Annotated in this window: 12 protein-coding genes and 2 pseudogenes; 10 read left to right on the top strand and 4 right to left on the bottom strand. The window is 56.8% G+C overall.

Annotated features, from left to right (window positions below; translation table 11 throughout):
* Nucleotides 1-93: 93 nt before the first annotated feature.
* Both AC6CWS_RS14840 and yebS read right to left on the bottom strand, forming a co-directional pair.
* Nucleotides 94-2,727 (bottom strand): PqiB family protein, encoded by a 2,634-nt coding sequence (locus AC6CWS_RS14840; RefSeq protein WP_498256411.1) that lies wholly within the window; start codon nt 2,725-2,727, stop codon nt 94-96.
* Complete coding sequence (gene yebS, locus AC6CWS_RS14835) at nt 2,696-3,979, bottom strand: membrane integrity lipid transport subunit YebS (protein WP_032428915.1); 1,284 nt, start codon at nt 3,977-3,979, stop codon at nt 2,696-2,698. Before yebS ends, AC6CWS_RS14840 begins: the two co-directional genes overlap by 32 nt.
* Nucleotides 3,980-4,111: 132 nt before the next feature.
* Here yebS and AC6CWS_RS14830 point away from each other — a divergent pair.
* The 4 genes and pseudogenes from AC6CWS_RS14830 to htpX all read left to right on the top strand — a co-directional run bounded on the left by AC6CWS_RS14830 (nt 4,112) and on the right by htpX (nt 8,571).
* Nucleotides 4,112-4,625, top strand: a pseudogene (locus AC6CWS_RS14830) (GAF domain-containing protein).
* A gap of 81 nt (nt 4,626-4,706) precedes the next feature.
* Nucleotides 4,707-5,384 (top strand): RNA chaperone ProQ, encoded by a 678-nt coding sequence (gene proQ, locus AC6CWS_RS14825; protein ID WP_023290227.1) that lies wholly within the window; start codon nt 4,707-4,709, stop codon nt 5,382-5,384.
* A 19-nt stretch (nt 5,385-5,403) separates the two neighbouring features.
* Nucleotides 5,404-7,452: a carboxy terminal-processing peptidase gene (gene prc, locus AC6CWS_RS14820; protein WP_065881176.1), complete on the top strand. Its 2,049-nt coding sequence runs from the start codon at nt 5,404-5,406 to the stop codon at nt 7,450-7,452.
* 234 nt (nt 7,453-7,686) lie between these two features.
* On the top strand, nt 7,687-8,571 hold the full coding sequence (htpX, locus tag AC6CWS_RS14815; RefSeq protein WP_023290225.1) for a protease HtpX: 885 nt from the start codon (nt 7,687-7,689) through the stop codon (nt 8,569-8,571).
* Nucleotides 8,572-8,639: 68 nt separating this feature from the next.
* On the opposite strand, the gene AC6CWS_RS14810 is transcribed toward htpX, so the two are convergent.
* Nucleotides 8,640-10,010 (bottom strand): MFS transporter, encoded by a 1,371-nt coding sequence (locus tag AC6CWS_RS14810; protein ID WP_044523967.1) that lies wholly within the window; start codon nt 10,008-10,010, stop codon nt 8,640-8,642.
* A gap of 177 nt (nt 10,011-10,187) precedes the next feature.
* On the opposite strand from AC6CWS_RS14810, the gene kdgR reads away from it, so the two are divergent.
* Nucleotides 10,188-10,979 (top strand): DNA-binding transcriptional regulator KdgR, encoded by a 792-nt coding sequence (gene kdgR / locus AC6CWS_RS14805; protein WP_004203369.1) that lies wholly within the window; start codon nt 10,188-10,190, stop codon nt 10,977-10,979.
* A gap of 57 nt (nt 10,980-11,036) precedes the next feature.
* On the opposite strand, the gene AC6CWS_RS14800 is transcribed toward kdgR, so the two are convergent.
* Nucleotides 11,037-11,276, bottom strand: a complete 240-nt coding sequence (locus AC6CWS_RS14800) for a YobH family protein (RefSeq protein ID WP_023290223.1) — start codon at nt 11,274-11,276, stop codon at nt 11,037-11,039.
* Between the two features lie 159 nt (nt 11,277-11,435).
* On the opposite strand from AC6CWS_RS14800, the gene mgrB reads away from it, so the two are divergent.
* The 5 genes and pseudogenes from mgrB (at nt 11,436) to ftsI (ending at nt 14,838) form a co-directional block, all read left to right on the top strand.
* Nucleotides 11,436-11,579 (top strand): PhoP/PhoQ regulatory lipoprotein MgrB, encoded by a 144-nt coding sequence (gene mgrB / locus AC6CWS_RS14795; RefSeq protein WP_002911375.1) that lies wholly within the window; start codon nt 11,436-11,438, stop codon nt 11,577-11,579.
* Nucleotides 11,580-11,653: 74 nt separating this feature from the next.
* Nucleotides 11,654-11,944, top strand: coding sequence for a YebO family protein (locus tag AC6CWS_RS14790; RefSeq protein WP_023290222.1), 291 nt, complete (start codon nt 11,654-11,656; stop codon nt 11,942-11,944).
* Nucleotides 11,945-12,535: 591 nt separating this feature from the next.
* Nucleotides 12,536-12,607: pseudogene (locus tag AC6CWS_RS14785) on the top strand (DUF2627 domain-containing protein); the annotation flags it as partial.
* A gap of 85 nt (nt 12,608-12,692) precedes the next feature.
* Nucleotides 12,693-12,902, top strand: a complete 210-nt coding sequence (gene cspE, locus AC6CWS_RS14780; protein ID WP_001062678.1) for a transcription antiterminator/RNA stability regulator CspE — start codon at nt 12,693-12,695, stop codon at nt 12,900-12,902.
* Nucleotides 12,903-13,089: 187 nt separating this feature from the next.
* Nucleotides 13,090-14,838: a peptidoglycan glycosyltransferase FtsI gene (gene ftsI, locus AC6CWS_RS14775; protein ID WP_032428912.1), complete on the top strand. Its 1,749-nt coding sequence runs from the start codon at nt 13,090-13,092 to the stop codon at nt 14,836-14,838.
* Nucleotides 14,839-14,873 lie beyond the last annotated feature (35 nt).

Below are 14,873 nucleotides of genomic sequence, written 5' to 3'. Positions count from 1 at the left end.
AGCACAAACGCCCCGGTGCAGGACACCGGGGCGTGCGGTTTGTCGTCTGCCCGCCTCCGGCGTTTGCCGGGGCGGGAGAAGGGGAGGTGAGGATTACTGCGGCAGGGCGGTGCCCCACTCCCGCCACTCTTTCGGCTCGCTCTCCAGCAGCAGGAAGTGCTTGCCGTCCTGGGCCTTCGGCGCCAGCGGCGTACCCGGCGGCGTGGCAAAGGCGATCCCGCCGCGGATAAACTGATTGAAGGTCCCGGTTTTCACCACGCCGCCAACCAGGCCGAAGTCGAGGCTGTAACCTGAGGCCAGCCAGAACACCGAGTTATTGCGCACCAGGTACTGGTAGCGCTTGCTGATGCGCATCTTAACCATGACCCGGTCAGACATCGATCCCAGCGACAGACCGGTCACCGTCCCGACTTCCAGACCGCGGAACAGCACCGGCGTACCGATGCCAAGCGATCCGGCCTCCGGCGCTTCCACCACGATATTCAGACCGTCGATATAGCGCGAGTCGCTGATCGTCGTATCCTGAATCTCAAAGTCGCGACGCGCCGGGCCGCGTCCGGGCTCAACGTTAATATAGGACTGGAACAGGGTGTCGAGATGCTCCACGCCTGCCGCGGAGATCTGCGGGGTGATCACCGAGAAGCGAGTCCCGGCGCGGGCAAACGTGCCGACGTATTCCGGGTAAAGCACGGCTTTCGCCTGCACCTCGTTTTTGGCGGTGATCAGCTCCAGGGACTGGATCTGACCGATATCGATGCCGAGATAGCGAATCGGCATCCCGGCCGCCATCTTCCCGGCGTCGAACGCGTGCAGGGTGATCTGGCCGCCCACGGCGCGCGCCGCCGTTTCAGAAGCGTAAAGGATGCGTTTATTATTCAGCCGCGCGTTGGCGCTGCTGCCGTTGAGGTTATCGAAACTGATCGCTCCTTTAATGGCGCGGGCCAGCGGCGAGGCCTGAACGGTGAGTCCGTTGCCGTCAAGTTTGACCTTCGCACCCCCTTCCGCCCAGAAGACGCTGTTGTTGGTCAGCAGGTAGCGGTACTCCGGCTTGATATGCAGATCGATATCGAAAGCGTCTTTGCGCGGTTTGACGGCGATGATCTCGCCGACGGCGAATTTACGATACAGCACCACCGAGCCAGCCTGAACGTCAGGCAGCGTCTCAGCGGAGATGCTCAGGGTGGTGGTCGGCACTTCGCTCAGGCTGTTTTCCTGCGCCTTTTCGAGGTTGGCATACAGCGGATAGCTGCTCTGCATTTCGCCTTTTTCACCCGGGATCACCCGGATCCCGCCGTTCACCCATTCGCTGGCGCTGGCGCCCAGCACCTGCACGCCATCGAGCCCCACTTTGACGTCCAGACGACTGTTCACCACAAACTTGCTGTCGCCGCGGATCAGATCGCGGTATTCCGGGGCAATCGCCACCTGGAAGGTCACCCCTTTGGCCGTCAGCTTGCGCTCCAGCACCTGGCCGACTTTCACCCCGTGCAGCACCAGCGGCTGGCCGCCGTCGATCCCGTAGCTCTCCGGCGCCGAAAGGGTGACGGTGGCGACATTGGGCTCCTCCAGCAGCGCTTTATCCGCTGGCATGACGGAGAAGTGATTACGCGGTTCGCCTTCGCCGGGCACCAGCTCAAAGGTATTGCCGGTGAGCAGGGCGCTGACGCTGGGGTTATCAAGGGAGATCTTCGGCTTCTTCATCTGAATCAGCGTTTTCTCCCGCAGCAGGGTCACCACGCTCGGGTCGACGGTCATCTCGCCCGTGACTTTGCCGCCAGGGTTAAGATTCAGTTTGCTTAACTGGCCCACTTCCAGCCCCTGATACATCAGCGGCGTCGAGCCCGCTTTCAGGCCGTCGCCGTCCGGCAGGTCGAGGGTCACCACCACCCCGCGCTGGCTGTGCGCCAGGTCTTCGTACAGATGATAGTCATCGTTTTGCGAGGCGGCCTGCGAATCGGCAGGGGAGTCAAAGGCGATGGCGCCGTTCACCAGCGCGGAAAGGTTCTCCAGCTGCACTTTGGCCCCGCTCAGGCCGACGTCGGCTTTGATCCCGGAGACGTTCCAGAAACGGCTGCCTTTTTTCACCAGGTTGGTAAACCGGCGCTCGATCAGCACATCAATGGTGACCCCCTGGTTATTGTCATTCAGCGTGAAGTCATACACCCGCCCGACCGGGATCTTACGGAAGTAGACCAGCGAGCCGCTGCTCAGAGAGCCAAGGTCGGGCGCCTGCAGGTGGATCATCAGCTCGCCGTTGTTGATGCGGTATTTTGGCTGGGTGTCGAGGGCGACGAAGTGATCTTCGGGTTCGCCCTTGCCCGGCATCATGCCGATGTAGTTCCCGCCCACCAGGGCATCCAGTCCTGACACGCCGGCCAGAGAGGCTTTCGGCGTGACCAGCCAGAACTGCGTATCTTTGCGCAGCGCCTCTTTCATATCGCGTTTGATACTGGCGGAAACTTCAATTTTACTCAGGTCTTTACTGAGACTAATGTCCTGGACGGTACCGACTTCCACCCCCTGATAGCGGATAGGCGTCCGCCCCGGCACGATGCCGTTAGCAGACTGGAAATCGATAGTGATCGTCGATCCACGGTCGTCAAAGCTGGTCCAGATGAGCCAGGCGGCAATCAGCAGCGCGATGACCGGCAGCAGCCAGAATGGCGAGATACGACGTTTGGTTTTTATTCTGGCTTCAGTCTGCGAAGCGGGCGTTTCCTGACTCATGTGCGTCCCAAAGTAAGCGGCTGTCCAGCCATTCAACTGCAAGAATAGTTAAAATTACCGCGCCACCGAAGTAAACCGCGGCCGGCCCCATCGTAAAGGCGAGGAGCTGATCGCGATTGATTAGCGACATGGTGAGTGAGATAACAAACAGATCCAGCATCGACCAGCGGCCAATCCAGGTTATCAGCCGCAGCAGCAGGATGCGGGTGCGCAGCCCCTGCTCGCATTTGAATTGTATGCTGAGCAGCAGGGTAAATAACACTATAACTTTGGTGAATGGCACCAAAATACTGGCGATAAACACCACGCCGGCGATGGCGATATTGCTGCTGGCGAGGGAGATGATCCCGGAGAGGATGGTGTCTTCCTGGCGCGCGCCGTTAACGTAAATGATGGAGATCGGCAGCAGGTTGGCCGGTAAGAGCAAAATCAGCGAGGCAATCAGCGCCGCCCAGCTGCGCTGCAGGCTCTGCGGTCGGCGATGGTGCAGCGGCGTGTGGCAGCGCCGGCAGCGGCCGCGGGCGTCGCGGTAGCCGGTGTAGTGGCAGCCGGTGCAAACCTGCAGATTGTTATCGGCGCGGGTCGCCGGCCGTTCGGGATAGAATCGCTCCCACAGCTCTTCGACGTTCATATGGATAAGCGTCAGGATGCTCAGCAGCGTCAGGGAGATAAATGCCACGAGGCCGATGCCGGGCTGCAGAAAGGCGTAATCCTGCACCTTGATGGAGGCGACGCCGATGCCCACCAGATAGATATCCAGCATGACCCACTCCTTGAGCTTACCGAGCATTAGCAGCACCGGACGCAGGTTCATCCCCAGCACGTTGCCCAGCCACAGATAGCTAATCGAAACCACCAGCAGCACCGGGGCGACCACCGCGCAAAACAGCACCATCGCGGCGGTAAGCGGATCGCCCTGCGCGGTCATCTGCCAAATTCCATGCAGGACGTTGGCGTCAATGCGAACCCCCAGCAGGTGAAGGCGCAGCAGGGGTTCGGACCAGGCAAAGGGCATTAACAGCAGCATCGCCAGGGCCATGCTGCCCAGACGGGTCAACGACCAGTCCCGGCCATCGCGCACCTTCGCGTTACAGCGCGGACACCAGGCGCTTTGGTTGCGTTTAAGCACTGGTAAGCGAAAGAGCATGTCACACTGCGTACAGCGCTGATAATGCGCATAGGGAAGCGGTGTGCTCACGGCATGCACGACCATCTTATTCGCAGGCTTAAGGGTGGATGTTTTTATCGGCATTTAATACGTACAGGAATGAATGTATCCCACTATCTTAACCTATGAATGAATTCATCTTGAGCCCAAGCGCATTTAATGCTTATTTTAGTAGGCTGTACGTATCAGGCAGTAAGACAACCAAGTGAAGATATAATGAGCAAAACAGAATTTTACGCGGATTTGAACCGCGATTTCCAGGCATTAATGGCAGGTGAAACCAGTTTCCTGGCGATGATCGCCAATACCAGCGCGCTGCTGTTTGAACGACTGGGCGAGGTCAACTGGGCCGGTTTCTATCTTCTGGAAGGCGATACCCTGGTGCTGGGGCCGTTCCAGGGCAAACTGGCCTGCGTGCGGATCCCGGTCGGGCGCGGCGTATGCGGCGCGGCGGTGGCGCAAGCCCAGGTGCAGCGCGTCGAGGACGTCCACGCGTTTGACGGCCACATCGCCTGCGATGCCGCCAGTAATTCGGAAATTGTCTTCCCCCTGCGCGTGAACGACCAGATTATTGGCGTGCTGGATATCGACAGTCCGGCTTACGGCCGCTTCACTGCTGAAGATGAGCAGGGGTTGCGCACGCTGGTCGAGCATCTGGAAAAACTCATCGCGGCCACTGATTATCAAAAAATCTTTACCCGTGTCGTGGGATAATCAACGGATAACGTAGCATTTAGCGAGGACGTCATTATAATGTCGCCTGTTCATGCCTGCGGCTTGTTGGCTACGTCCGTTGTAATCAGGAAATTTCATGGAAAATCAACCTAAGTTGAATAGCAGTAAAGAAGTTATCGCCTTTCTGGCCGAACGTTTCCCTCAGTGCTTCAGCGCTGAAGGCGAAGCGCGCCCCCTGAAAATCGGAATTTTTCAGGATCTCGTTGAGCGAGTGGGTGGTGAGATGAATCTCAGCAAAACCCAGCTTCGCGCTGCATTACGTCTCTATACCTCGAGCTGGCGCTATCTCTACGGCGTAAAAGCCGGCGCTATCCGCGTTGACCTGGACGGCAACCCGTGCGGCGAACTGGAAGAGCAGCACATTGCCCATGCGCGTCAGCAGCTGGAAGAAGCGAAAGCTCGCGTTCAGGCGCAGCGCGCTGCCCAGCAGGCGAAAAAACGCGAAGCCGCTGCCGCTGCAGGCCAGCCGGATGAAGGCGTTCGCCGCGAGCGTAAACCGCGTCCTCAGCAGCCGCGTCGTAAAGAGGGTGCTGAACAGCGTAAACCGCGTCCTGTTGCAGCCAAAGCTCCGCGTGAAGAGCGTCTTACTCCGGTATCGGATGTTTCCGTTCTGACCGTCGGCCAGGCGCTGAAGGTAAAAGCAGGCAATAACGCAATGGACGCCACCGTTGTGGAAATCACCAAAGATGGCGTTCGTGTACAGCTGACTTCTGGTATGTCAATGATTGTACGCGCAGAACACCTGGTGTTCTGAAACGGAGGCCGGGCCAGGCATGAACACATTTTTTAAAATCACCGCGCTTGCGGGCCTGCTGGCAATAGCAGGCCATGCGTTCGCTGTTGATGAAATAACCCGGGCAGATCAAATCCCCGTGCTGAAAGAAGAGCCGCAGCACGCGACGGTGAGCGAGCGCGTGACATCGCGCTTTACCCGCTCTCACTACCGTCAGTTCGATCTCGACAACGCCTTCTCGGCAAAGATTTTTGACCGTTATCTGAACCTGCTGGATTACAGCCATAATGTGCTGCTGGCCAGCGATGTGGCGAAGTTCGCGGCGAAAAAAGACCAAATCGGCGACGAACTGCGCACCGGGAAACTGGACGTCTTCTATGACCTCTACAACCTGGCGCAGCAGCGCCGCTTCGAGCGCTATCAGTATGCGCTGAAGGTGCTGGAACGTCCGATGGACTTTACCGGCAACGATAATTTCAACCTTGACCGTTCCAAAGCGCCGTGGCCGAAAGACGAGGCCGAGCTGAACAAGCTGTGGGACGCCAAGGTGAAATTTGACCAGTTAAGCCTGAAGCTGGCGGGGAAAGACGATAAAGAGATCCGCGACACCTTAACCCGTCGCTATAAGTTCGCTATCCGTCGTCTGGCGCAAACCAACAGCGAAGATGTCTTCTCGCTGGCGATGACCGCCTTCGCCCGCGAAATCGACCCGCACACCAACTATCTGTCGCCGCGCAATACCGAGCAGTTCAACACCGAGATGAGTCTCTCACTCGAAGGGATCGGCGCTGTGCTGCAGATGGATGATGACTACACGGTCATTAATTCGCTGGTGGCGGGTGGTCCGGCTGCGAAGAGCAAAGCGATCAGCGTCGGCGACCGCATTGTCGGCGTCGGCCAGACCGGGAAGTCGATGGTCGATGTCATTGGCTGGCGTCTGGATGACGTCGTGGCGCTGATTAAAGGGCCGAAGGGCAGCAAGGTTCGCCTTGAGATCCTGCCGGCCGGCAAAGGGGCCAAGACGCGTATCGTCACCCTGACCCGAGAACGCATCCGTCTGGAAGACCGCGCGGTGAAGATGTCGGTGAAAACCGTCGGTAAAGAAAAAGTCGGCGTGCTGGATATCCCGGGCTTTTACGTCGGCCTGACCGATGACGTGAAAGTGCAGCTGCAGAAGCTGGAAAAACAGAACGTCAGCAGCGTGGTTATCGATCTGCGCAGCAACGGCGGCGGGGCGCTGACCGAAGCGGTATCGCTCTCGGGGCTGTTTATTCCGTCCGGCCCGGTGGTGCAGGTGCGGGATAACAATGGCAAGGTGCGCGAAGACAGCGATAACGATGGCGTAGTCTATTACAAAGGGCCGCTGGTGGTGCTGGTTGACCGCTTTAGCGCCTCAGCGTCTGAGATCTTTGCCGCCGCAATGCAGGATTATGGCCGCGCGCTGATCGTTGGCGAGCCGACCTTCGGTAAAGGTACCGTACAGCAGTATCGCTCGTTGAATCGTATCTACGATCAGATGCTGCGTCCGGACTGGCCGGCGTTAGGTTCCGTTCAGTACACCATCCAGAAGTTCTACCGCATTAACGGCGGCAGTACTCAGCGCAAAGGCGTAACGCCGGATATCATGATGCCAACCGGAAATGAAGATCGCGAAACCGGCGAGCAGTATGAAGACAACGCGCTGCCGTGGGATAGCATCAACGCGGCCACCTACGTGAAGTCCGGGGACCTCGCCCCGTTTGGACCGGAACTGCTCAAGCGCCACGACGAGCGTATTGCCCAGGATCCTGAGTTCCAGTACATCATAAAGGATATTGCCCGTTATAACGCGATGAAGGACAAGCGTAACATCGTCTCTCTGAACTACGCGCAGCGTGAAAAAGAGAACGAAGAGGATGATGCGATTCGTCTGGCGCGGATTAACGATCGCCTGAAACGCGAAGGCAAACCGCCGCTGAAAAAACTGGACGATCTGCCGAAGGATTACCAGGAGCCGGATCCGTATCTTGATGAAACGGTCCATATCGCGGTAGACCTGGCGCATCTCGAAAAAGCGCGCCCGGCGGTGGAACCGCCGGCCAGCCAATAAGTCGCCAACGGGCACCCTGAGAGGTGCCCGTTTTTTTATGCGCCTGGTCATCGCCATTCAGCTCATCTAACAAAATGTCAACCTGCTCTGCCGCTGTCAGCAAGATGCTACAAAATGTAAAGTTGTGTTTTTATCGTGACTTAGCGGGGGCTGATGGTTGAAAATTGCAGCCTGACCCATACGATGTGTGTAATCGCATAGTGCGTTTTGTTAAATTGAGGTAAAAAGAAAATTATGATGCGAATCGCGCTTTTCCTGCTGACGAACCTGGCAGTGATGGTCGTGTTCGGGCTGGTGTTAAGCCTCACGGGGATCCAATCCAGCAGCATGACCGGTCTGTTGATTATGGCCCTGCTGTTCGGCTTCGGTGGTTCTATCGTTTCGCTGATGATGTCGAAATGGATGGCGCTGAAGTCTGTGGGTGGGGAAGTGATCGAGCAGCCGCGCAACGAAACGGAACGCTGGCTGATGAACACCGTTGCGCAGCAGGCGCAGCAGGCGGGCATTGCCATGCCGCAGGTGGCTATCTATCACGCCCCTGACATCAACGCCTTCGCTACCGGCGCGCGTCGCGACGCCTCGCTGGTCGCCGTCAGTACCGGGCTGTTGCAAAACATGAGCCGTGATGAAGCGGAAGCGGTCATCGCCCATGAAATCAGCCACATCGCCAATGGCGATATGGTCACCATGACGCTGATCCAGGGGGTGGTAAACACCTTCGTTATCTTTATCTCCCGCGTTATCGCGCAGATTGCGGCCGGTTTCCTCGGCGGCAACCGGGAAGATGAAGGCGAGAGCAGCAATGGCAACCCGCTGATCTACTTCGCCGTCGCCACGGTGCTGGAGCTGGTGTTCGGTATTCTGGCCAGCATTATCACCATGTGGTTCTCTCGTCATCGCGAGTTCCATGCTGATGCCGGCTCGGCGCGCCTGGTGGGCCGCGAGAAGATGATTGCCGCCCTGCAGCGTCTGAAAACCAGCTATGAGCCGCAGGAAGCCAGCAGCATGATGGCGTTCTGCATTAATGGTAAAGCGAAATCCATGAGCGAGCTGTTTATGACCCACCCGCCGCTGGACAAGCGTATTGAAGCCCTGCGTAGCGGTGAATATCTGAAATAGTCCGTCATCTGACGCTGAAAATAAAAATCCGCAGCCCGAAGGCTGCGGATTTTTTTTGTCCTTCATCGTCAGGCTGCGCGCGGCTGGGTGACGCGCAGACCGCTAATCAGCGCCGCGACGGTCGCCAGGATGCCGGCCAGCAGCAGGGCGGTGTGGGTGCCGCTGTTGCCGAGCAGGTTGAACAGCAGGGCCACCAGCGCGGCGCCGGTGCTCTGGCCGAGCAGGCGAGCGGTGCCCAGCATGCCGCTGGCGCCGCCGCTGCGATGGCTCGGCGCCGAGGCGACAATGGTGTGGTTGTTGGGCGACTGGAACAGCCCGAAGCCGGCGCCGCACAGCGCCATACGCCAGATAATATCCAGATCGGTGGGTGACGCCGGAAGCAGCGCCAGACCGAACAGGCCGCAGGCCATAACCAGCAGCCCAATGGCCCCCAGCAGCCCCGCATGGCATTTCTCGATTAAATAGCCGGCCAGCGGCGCCATCACCATCGTCGCCAGCGGCCACGGCGTCAGCAGCAGGCCGGTTTCCACTTCGCTGCGCCCCATCATCGTCTGCAGGAAGAAAGGCAGAGAGACCATCGCCAGCATCTGTGCGCAGAAGGAGCAGATGGAGGTGCAGATTGAGAGGGAGAAGAGCGGGATGCGCAGCAGATCGACCGGCAGCAGCGGGACGGGCATCGTGAGCTGACGGCGAACGAAGAAAAAGCCTACCACCAGCATAGCGGCGACCTCCGCCAGCACCAGCTGCGTGGACTGGCCCTGGGCGAAACCGCTCAGGGCGGTGATCAACAGCCCGAAGGTCAGCGCGTTCATGATGGCGCTCGGCAAATCGAAGCGGACGATTTTGCTGCGCGCGCTGTTGGGCGGCAGAAAGCGCATGGCCAGGACAAAGGCGACGATGCCGAGAGGCACGTTAATTAAAAACAGCCATTGCCATGAGGCGAGGGAGAGGATGGCGGCGGCGATCGTCGGGCCTGCTGCCGAAGAGACGGCGACGACAAAGGAGTTGATACCCATGCCGCGACCGAGAAAGCGCTGCGGATAAATCAGGCGGATCAACGCCGTGTTTACGCTCATCAGCGCGGCGCCGCCCAGTCCCTGGGCGACGCGGGCGAAGGTCAGCATTTCGAGGCTGCGCGACAGGGCGCAGGCCAGCGAGGTAAAGATAAACACCACCAGGCCTATCTTATAGATACGGCGATAGCCGACCATGTCGCCGAGGAAAGAGAGCGGCAGCAGGGCGATAACAATGGCGATTTGGTAGGCGTTAACGATCCAGATTGAAGCCGCCGGCGAGGCGTTAAGATCGCTGGCGATGGTTGGCAGCGCGACGTTGGCGATAGCCCCGTCGAGCACGGCCATGGTCAGCCCAAGCACAATGGTCAGAATGGCGCCATAACGTTGCGGCAGCGGCACGCCATCGGATGAATTTTTATCCATGGTGAATATAAGTCTTGAATGAAACGGTTTTTTGAATGATGAGTTTAGCATTGATTATTCCGCAGTATGTCGCAGATTTGTAACGAAGTGGCAGAAGAATGATTGCGGCGCAGAGGCGGCGAATTTATAATAAAAACCGGTTCTAAATTTTATAAAACAGTTACGACGAGGTGATAAATGGCAGGTGCAGATTTGGATAAACAGCCAGATTCTGTCTCTTCGGTATTGAAGGTTTTCGGCATCCTGCAGGCGCTGGGTGAAGAGCGTGAAATTGGCATTACCGAACTGTCCCAGCGCGTCATGATGTCGAAAAGCACCGTTTATCGCTTTTTACAGACCATGAAATCACTGGGCTATGTGGCGCAGGAGGGAGAGTCTGAGAAATACTCCCTCACGCTCAAACTGTTCGAGCTCGGCGCGCGCGCGCTGCAGAACGTCGATCTGGTGCGCAGCGCCGATATTCAGATGCGGGAACTCTCCCGCCTGACGAAAGAGACTATCCATCTCGGCGCGCTGGATGAAGACAGTATTGTTTACATTCACAAGATTGATTCAATGTATAACCTGCGGATGTACTCGCGTATCGGCCGTCGCAACCCGCTGTACAGCACCGCGATTGGCAAGGTTCTGCTGGCGTGGCGCGATCGCAGCGAAGTGGAGCAGATCCTTGACGGCGTGGAGTATAAACGTAGCACCGAGCGGACCATCACCAGTACCGCTGAGTTGCTGAAGGTGCTGGATGGCGTTCGCGAGCAGGGGTATGGCGAAGATAACGAAGAGCAGGAAGAGGGGCTACGCTGCATCGGGGTACCGGTATTCGACCGTTTCGGCGTGGTCATCGCCGGGCTGAGTATCTCTTTCCCGACCTTACGTTTCTCTGAAGAACGTTTGCATGAATATGTGGCGATGCTGCACCAGGCGGCGCGCAAGATTTCTGAGCAGATGGGATATAACGACTACCCCTTCTGACACGGCGCTGAAGCATTCGGCGACCGCGGCGCTATCGTCGCGGTCGCCGGTTCGATCTTAGCCGTTATCGACGACGGTTGCGCTTTTACGCAGCAGCGGGCAGCTGCTGACGCCGATCACGCCGCTATTGGAATGCACATAAAGTGCGGTACTGACCCCACGGGCGGTGAGGTATTGACACTTCAGGCCGAGACCGCCGACGTTTTCTTCACTGTGGAATAATACCCCGTAGCCGCTTAATAATACGCCAATCCATAAGATAGCCACTACGACAATAGTACGAATGATTAATCGCATTGATGCCTCATTATTTGTAAGATCCTTGCCGTGATTTTGACACGAACACGTTTTGAAACAAGTCGATGATTCCTAAACTTGCCTTTCGTATTACAGTTAGCCGCGGTTTAAGAAGGCCGTGTTATCCTGGCGACATAAAGTACTGATGCGGAGAGTGGAGTGAAAAAATTACGGTGGGTTTTACTGATAGTCATCATAGCAGGCTGCCTGTTGCTGTGGACTCAGATGCTTAACGTAATGTGCGACCAGGATGTTCAGTTTTTCAGCGGCATTTGCACTATCAACAAATTTATCCCGTGGTAAGACATTTTTCTGACGACCGATTTCCTTCTGCGCCGCGGGTGGTAGAATGAACGCCTTCTCTTTGAGGTGGTGAAATGAGTGAGTTACTAAATCCTGGGATCTTAAATCTGGCATCGCTGGCCGTGTCTGTGGCGCTGCTGCTTGTCGGTCTGTTGTTATGGTTCTTCGTCAACCGCGCCAGCTCGCGGGCGAATGAGCAGATAGAACTGCTGCAGGCGCTGTTGGATCAGCAAAAGCGGCAGAATGCGCTGCTACGTCGCCTGTGCGAAGCCAGTGCGCCGGAAAAAGAGGACGTGGCTGAGCCGACCGTCGCCGGTAAGGCGAAAGGGGAGGACGAGTTTATCCGCCTGGTGGCAGAGCGCTAAGTACCTCGACAGGTGTGCATCATAAGATGCGCACCTGCATGATAGCGGGCGGTAATATCTTATTCTTATTCCATTATTCCTTTCTCAATGTACTATCGCCTTTTTTACACGCTGTAAATAAAGTGATCCCCGCCGCGTTTATTGTTGGATAACGTGACGCTGTCATCTTTTTTTCATTATTAAGGTGCAGAATTAGCACTATTTTTAGCGTGACGACTAACAGGTTTTATTATCACTACACTGGCGTCGCTTTAGCGATTTTTCGTTTGGGGTTATAACGAATTTTGCGCATCAATATTCATCACGGCCCGCCAGTCGCCTGTATACTGGCAGTTCGTATACGGACATACCTGGACGAAGCGAAGTTGTTGAGCTATGGTAAAAAAGTTGCCGTTACCGGGCTGCGCTCTTGCGTTATTGATAACCGCCATAGCGCCTTGCCAGGGGCGACAAACACGCATAAATGTGCAGGCGATCAAAGGATTACCTTATAATTTGTGCGAACGATCGAGACACGTTTAAAAATGGCTTGCCATTATTTACGTAGTGTGTGATAACACCTTTCGGGTTAAACGAGGTACAGTTCTGTTTATGTGTGGCATTTTCAGTAAAGAAGTCCTGAGTAAACACGTTGTCGTTGAATACCGCTTCTCTGCCGAACCTTAAATTAGTGCCTCATGCAGTTATGTGTCAGTTTTATCTATGTAAACGCCAGCAGGCGAAGAAAACAGTCTAAGGAATTTTGCAAATGGCAAAGATTAAAGGTCAAGTTAAGTGGTTCAACGAGTCTAAAGGTTTTGGTTTCATTACTCCGGCTGATGGCAGCAAAGACGTGTTCGTACACTTCTCCGCTATCCAGGGTAACGGCTTCAAAACTCTGGCTGAAGGCCAGAACGTTGAGTTCGAAATTCAGGACGGCCAGAAAGGTCCGGCTGCAGTTAACGTAACTGCTATCTGATACAAGACCACTCTTCTTGTATAAAAGCCTCGCCTGCGCGGGGCTTTTGCGTTTTTATTGCAAAGCATGTCATTTTTCCCCTTCTCGTCGCGTCTTGTTGCAAATACTCAACTTTATTAGCATTGTGTAGCAGTCTGTTTTGCTAATTTTCTGTTAAATCAGTTGGTTGCAAAACAATGCCGGAGCTATGGTGCTAAATAAAAAAATGAAGTCCGCCGCCAGCTTTACCCCGATTCGCTTCGGGTTACTCTGCGTGGCCATACTCGGTTGTCTGGGACTGCTATTGGCCCGCGTGGGCTGGCTGCAGATTATTTCCCCCGATAATCTGGTAAAACAAGAGGATATGCGTTCTCTGCGCGAAGAGCCCGTTGCGGTTGAGCGGGGAATGATCACCGACCGGGAAGGACGACCGCTGGCGGTGAGCGTTCCGGTCAGCGCAATCTGGATCGACCCGCAGACCACCATGGAGAAGGGCGGCGTCGGCTACGGACCCCGCTGGCAGGCGATGGCCGAAGCGCTGCATCTCAACCTCGGGGAACTGGCCCAGCGGGTACAGAGCCATCCTCACGCCCGCTTTCTCTATCTGGCGCGGCAGATCAATCCCGAGCAGGCGGCGTGGATTGATAAACTGCATCTGCCAGGCGTCTACCTACGCGATGAATCGCGGCGTTTCTATCCGGCAGGCCATGTGGCTGCCAATCTGCTGGGCTTTACCAATGTCGATAATCAGGGCATCGAAGGGGTGGAGAAAAGCTTCAACGCCCAGCTGACCGGTAAACCCGGGCGACGTCTGGTGCGGAAAGATAAACATGGCAATGTGATTGAGAACATTACCGAAGTACCGCCTGTGCCGGCGCATAATCTGCAGCTGAGTATCGATGAGCGCCTGCAGACGGTGACGGAAGATGCCCTCGACAACGCTGTTCGCTGGAATAAAGCCGAGTCCGGGGCGGCGGTGCTGATTAAAATCGATACCGGCGAGATCCTGGCGATGGCCAGCTATCCGGACTTCAATCCCAACAATCGCGATGCCGCAACGCTGGATGATTTTCGCAACCGGGCCATCAGCGATACCTTCGAGCCGGGGTCGACCGTCAAACCGCTGGTGATCATGACCGCGCTGCAGCAGGGGATTGTCCAGCCGGACAGCGTCGTGGACACTCATCCGTTTGTCCTCGACGGCCACCGTATCCGCGATGTCGGCTATTATCCGGAGCTGAGCCTGACCGGCATCCTGCAGAAATCCAGCGATACCGGCGTATCGCATCTCTCGCTCGCCATGCCGGTGCAGCATCTGATTGACACCTATACGGCTTTCGGCTTCGGCGAGCCGACGGGGTTGGGGTTGACCGGCGAAAGCGCCGGGCTGATGCCGCATCGTCGTTACTGGGGGCAACTGGATCGCGCCACCTTCGCTTTCGGCTATGGTTTGATGGTTACCCCGCTCCAGCTGGCGCACGTTTACGCCACCATCGGCGGCTTCGGCATACAACGACCGTTGTCGATCACCCGCATTGATCCGCCGGTGATTGGCACGCGCGTAATGCCGGAGAATATTGTTCACAGCGTGGAGCATATGATGGAGAGCGTGGCGCTCCCGGGCGGGGGCGGTACCAAAGCAGCGGTGCGCGACTACCGGGTGGCGGTAAAAACGGGGACGGCTAAGAAAATCGGTCCGGACGGCAAATATATCGACAAATATGTGGCCTATACCGCCGGCGTGGCGCCCGCCAGCCGTCCGCAGTTCGCGCTGGTTGTAGTGATGAACGACCCGAGCAATGGCTCCTATTACGGCGGGGCCGTTTCCGCCCCTGTATTCAGCCAGATTATGGGCGATGTCCTGCGGCTGGAGAACGTCATGCCGGACGGCATGCCACAAGGCGCAGAGAATCTGATCGTTATGCACGACAGCCACCCGCTGGCGCCGGCGCTGTAACAGTGGTCTGCAGGGGCGAATAGCGCTACACTTTC

Source organism: Klebsiella sp. M041 (assembly GCF_059759695.1).
The sequence above is the reverse complement of the archived record's forward strand: the minus strand, read 5'-3'. Positions and strand labels throughout refer to the sequence as shown.

Excerpts from the sequence above, each read along its gene's own strand:
- kdgR (WP_004203369.1), top strand. The coding sequence starts at position 10,188 with ATGGCAGGTGCAGATTTGGATAAACAGCCAGATTCTGTCTCTTCGGTA.
- AC6CWS_RS14810 (WP_044523967.1), bottom strand. The coding sequence starts at position 10,010 with ATGGATAAAAATTCATCCGATGGCGTGCCGCTGCCGCAACGTTATGGC.
- ftsI (WP_032428912.1), top strand. The coding sequence starts at position 13,090 with ATGGTGCTAAATAAAAAAATGAAGTCCGCCGCCAGCTTTACCCCGATT.
- AC6CWS_RS14790 (WP_023290222.1), top strand. The coding sequence starts at position 11,654 with ATGAGTGAGTTACTAAATCCTGGGATCTTAAATCTGGCATCGCTGGCC.
- htpX (WP_023290225.1), top strand. The coding sequence starts at position 7,687 with ATGATGCGAATCGCGCTTTTCCTGCTGACGAACCTGGCAGTGATGGTC.
- proQ (WP_023290227.1), top strand. The coding sequence starts at position 4,707 with ATGGAAAATCAACCTAAGTTGAATAGCAGTAAAGAAGTTATCGCCTTT.
- cspE (WP_001062678.1), top strand. The coding sequence starts at position 12,693 with ATGGCAAAGATTAAAGGTCAAGTTAAGTGGTTCAACGAGTCTAAAGGT.
- yebS (WP_032428915.1), bottom strand. The coding sequence starts at position 3,979 with ATGCCGATAAAAACATCCACCCTTAAGCCTGCGAATAAGATGGTCGTG.
- prc (WP_065881176.1), top strand. The coding sequence starts at position 5,404 with ATGAACACATTTTTTAAAATCACCGCGCTTGCGGGCCTGCTGGCAATA.
- AC6CWS_RS14840 (WP_498256411.1), bottom strand. The coding sequence starts at position 2,727 with ATGAGTCAGGAAACGCCCGCTTCGCAGACTGAAGCCAGAATAAAAACC.
- AC6CWS_RS14800 (WP_023290223.1), bottom strand. The coding sequence starts at position 11,276 with ATGCGATTAATCATTCGTACTATTGTCGTAGTGGCTATCTTATGGATT.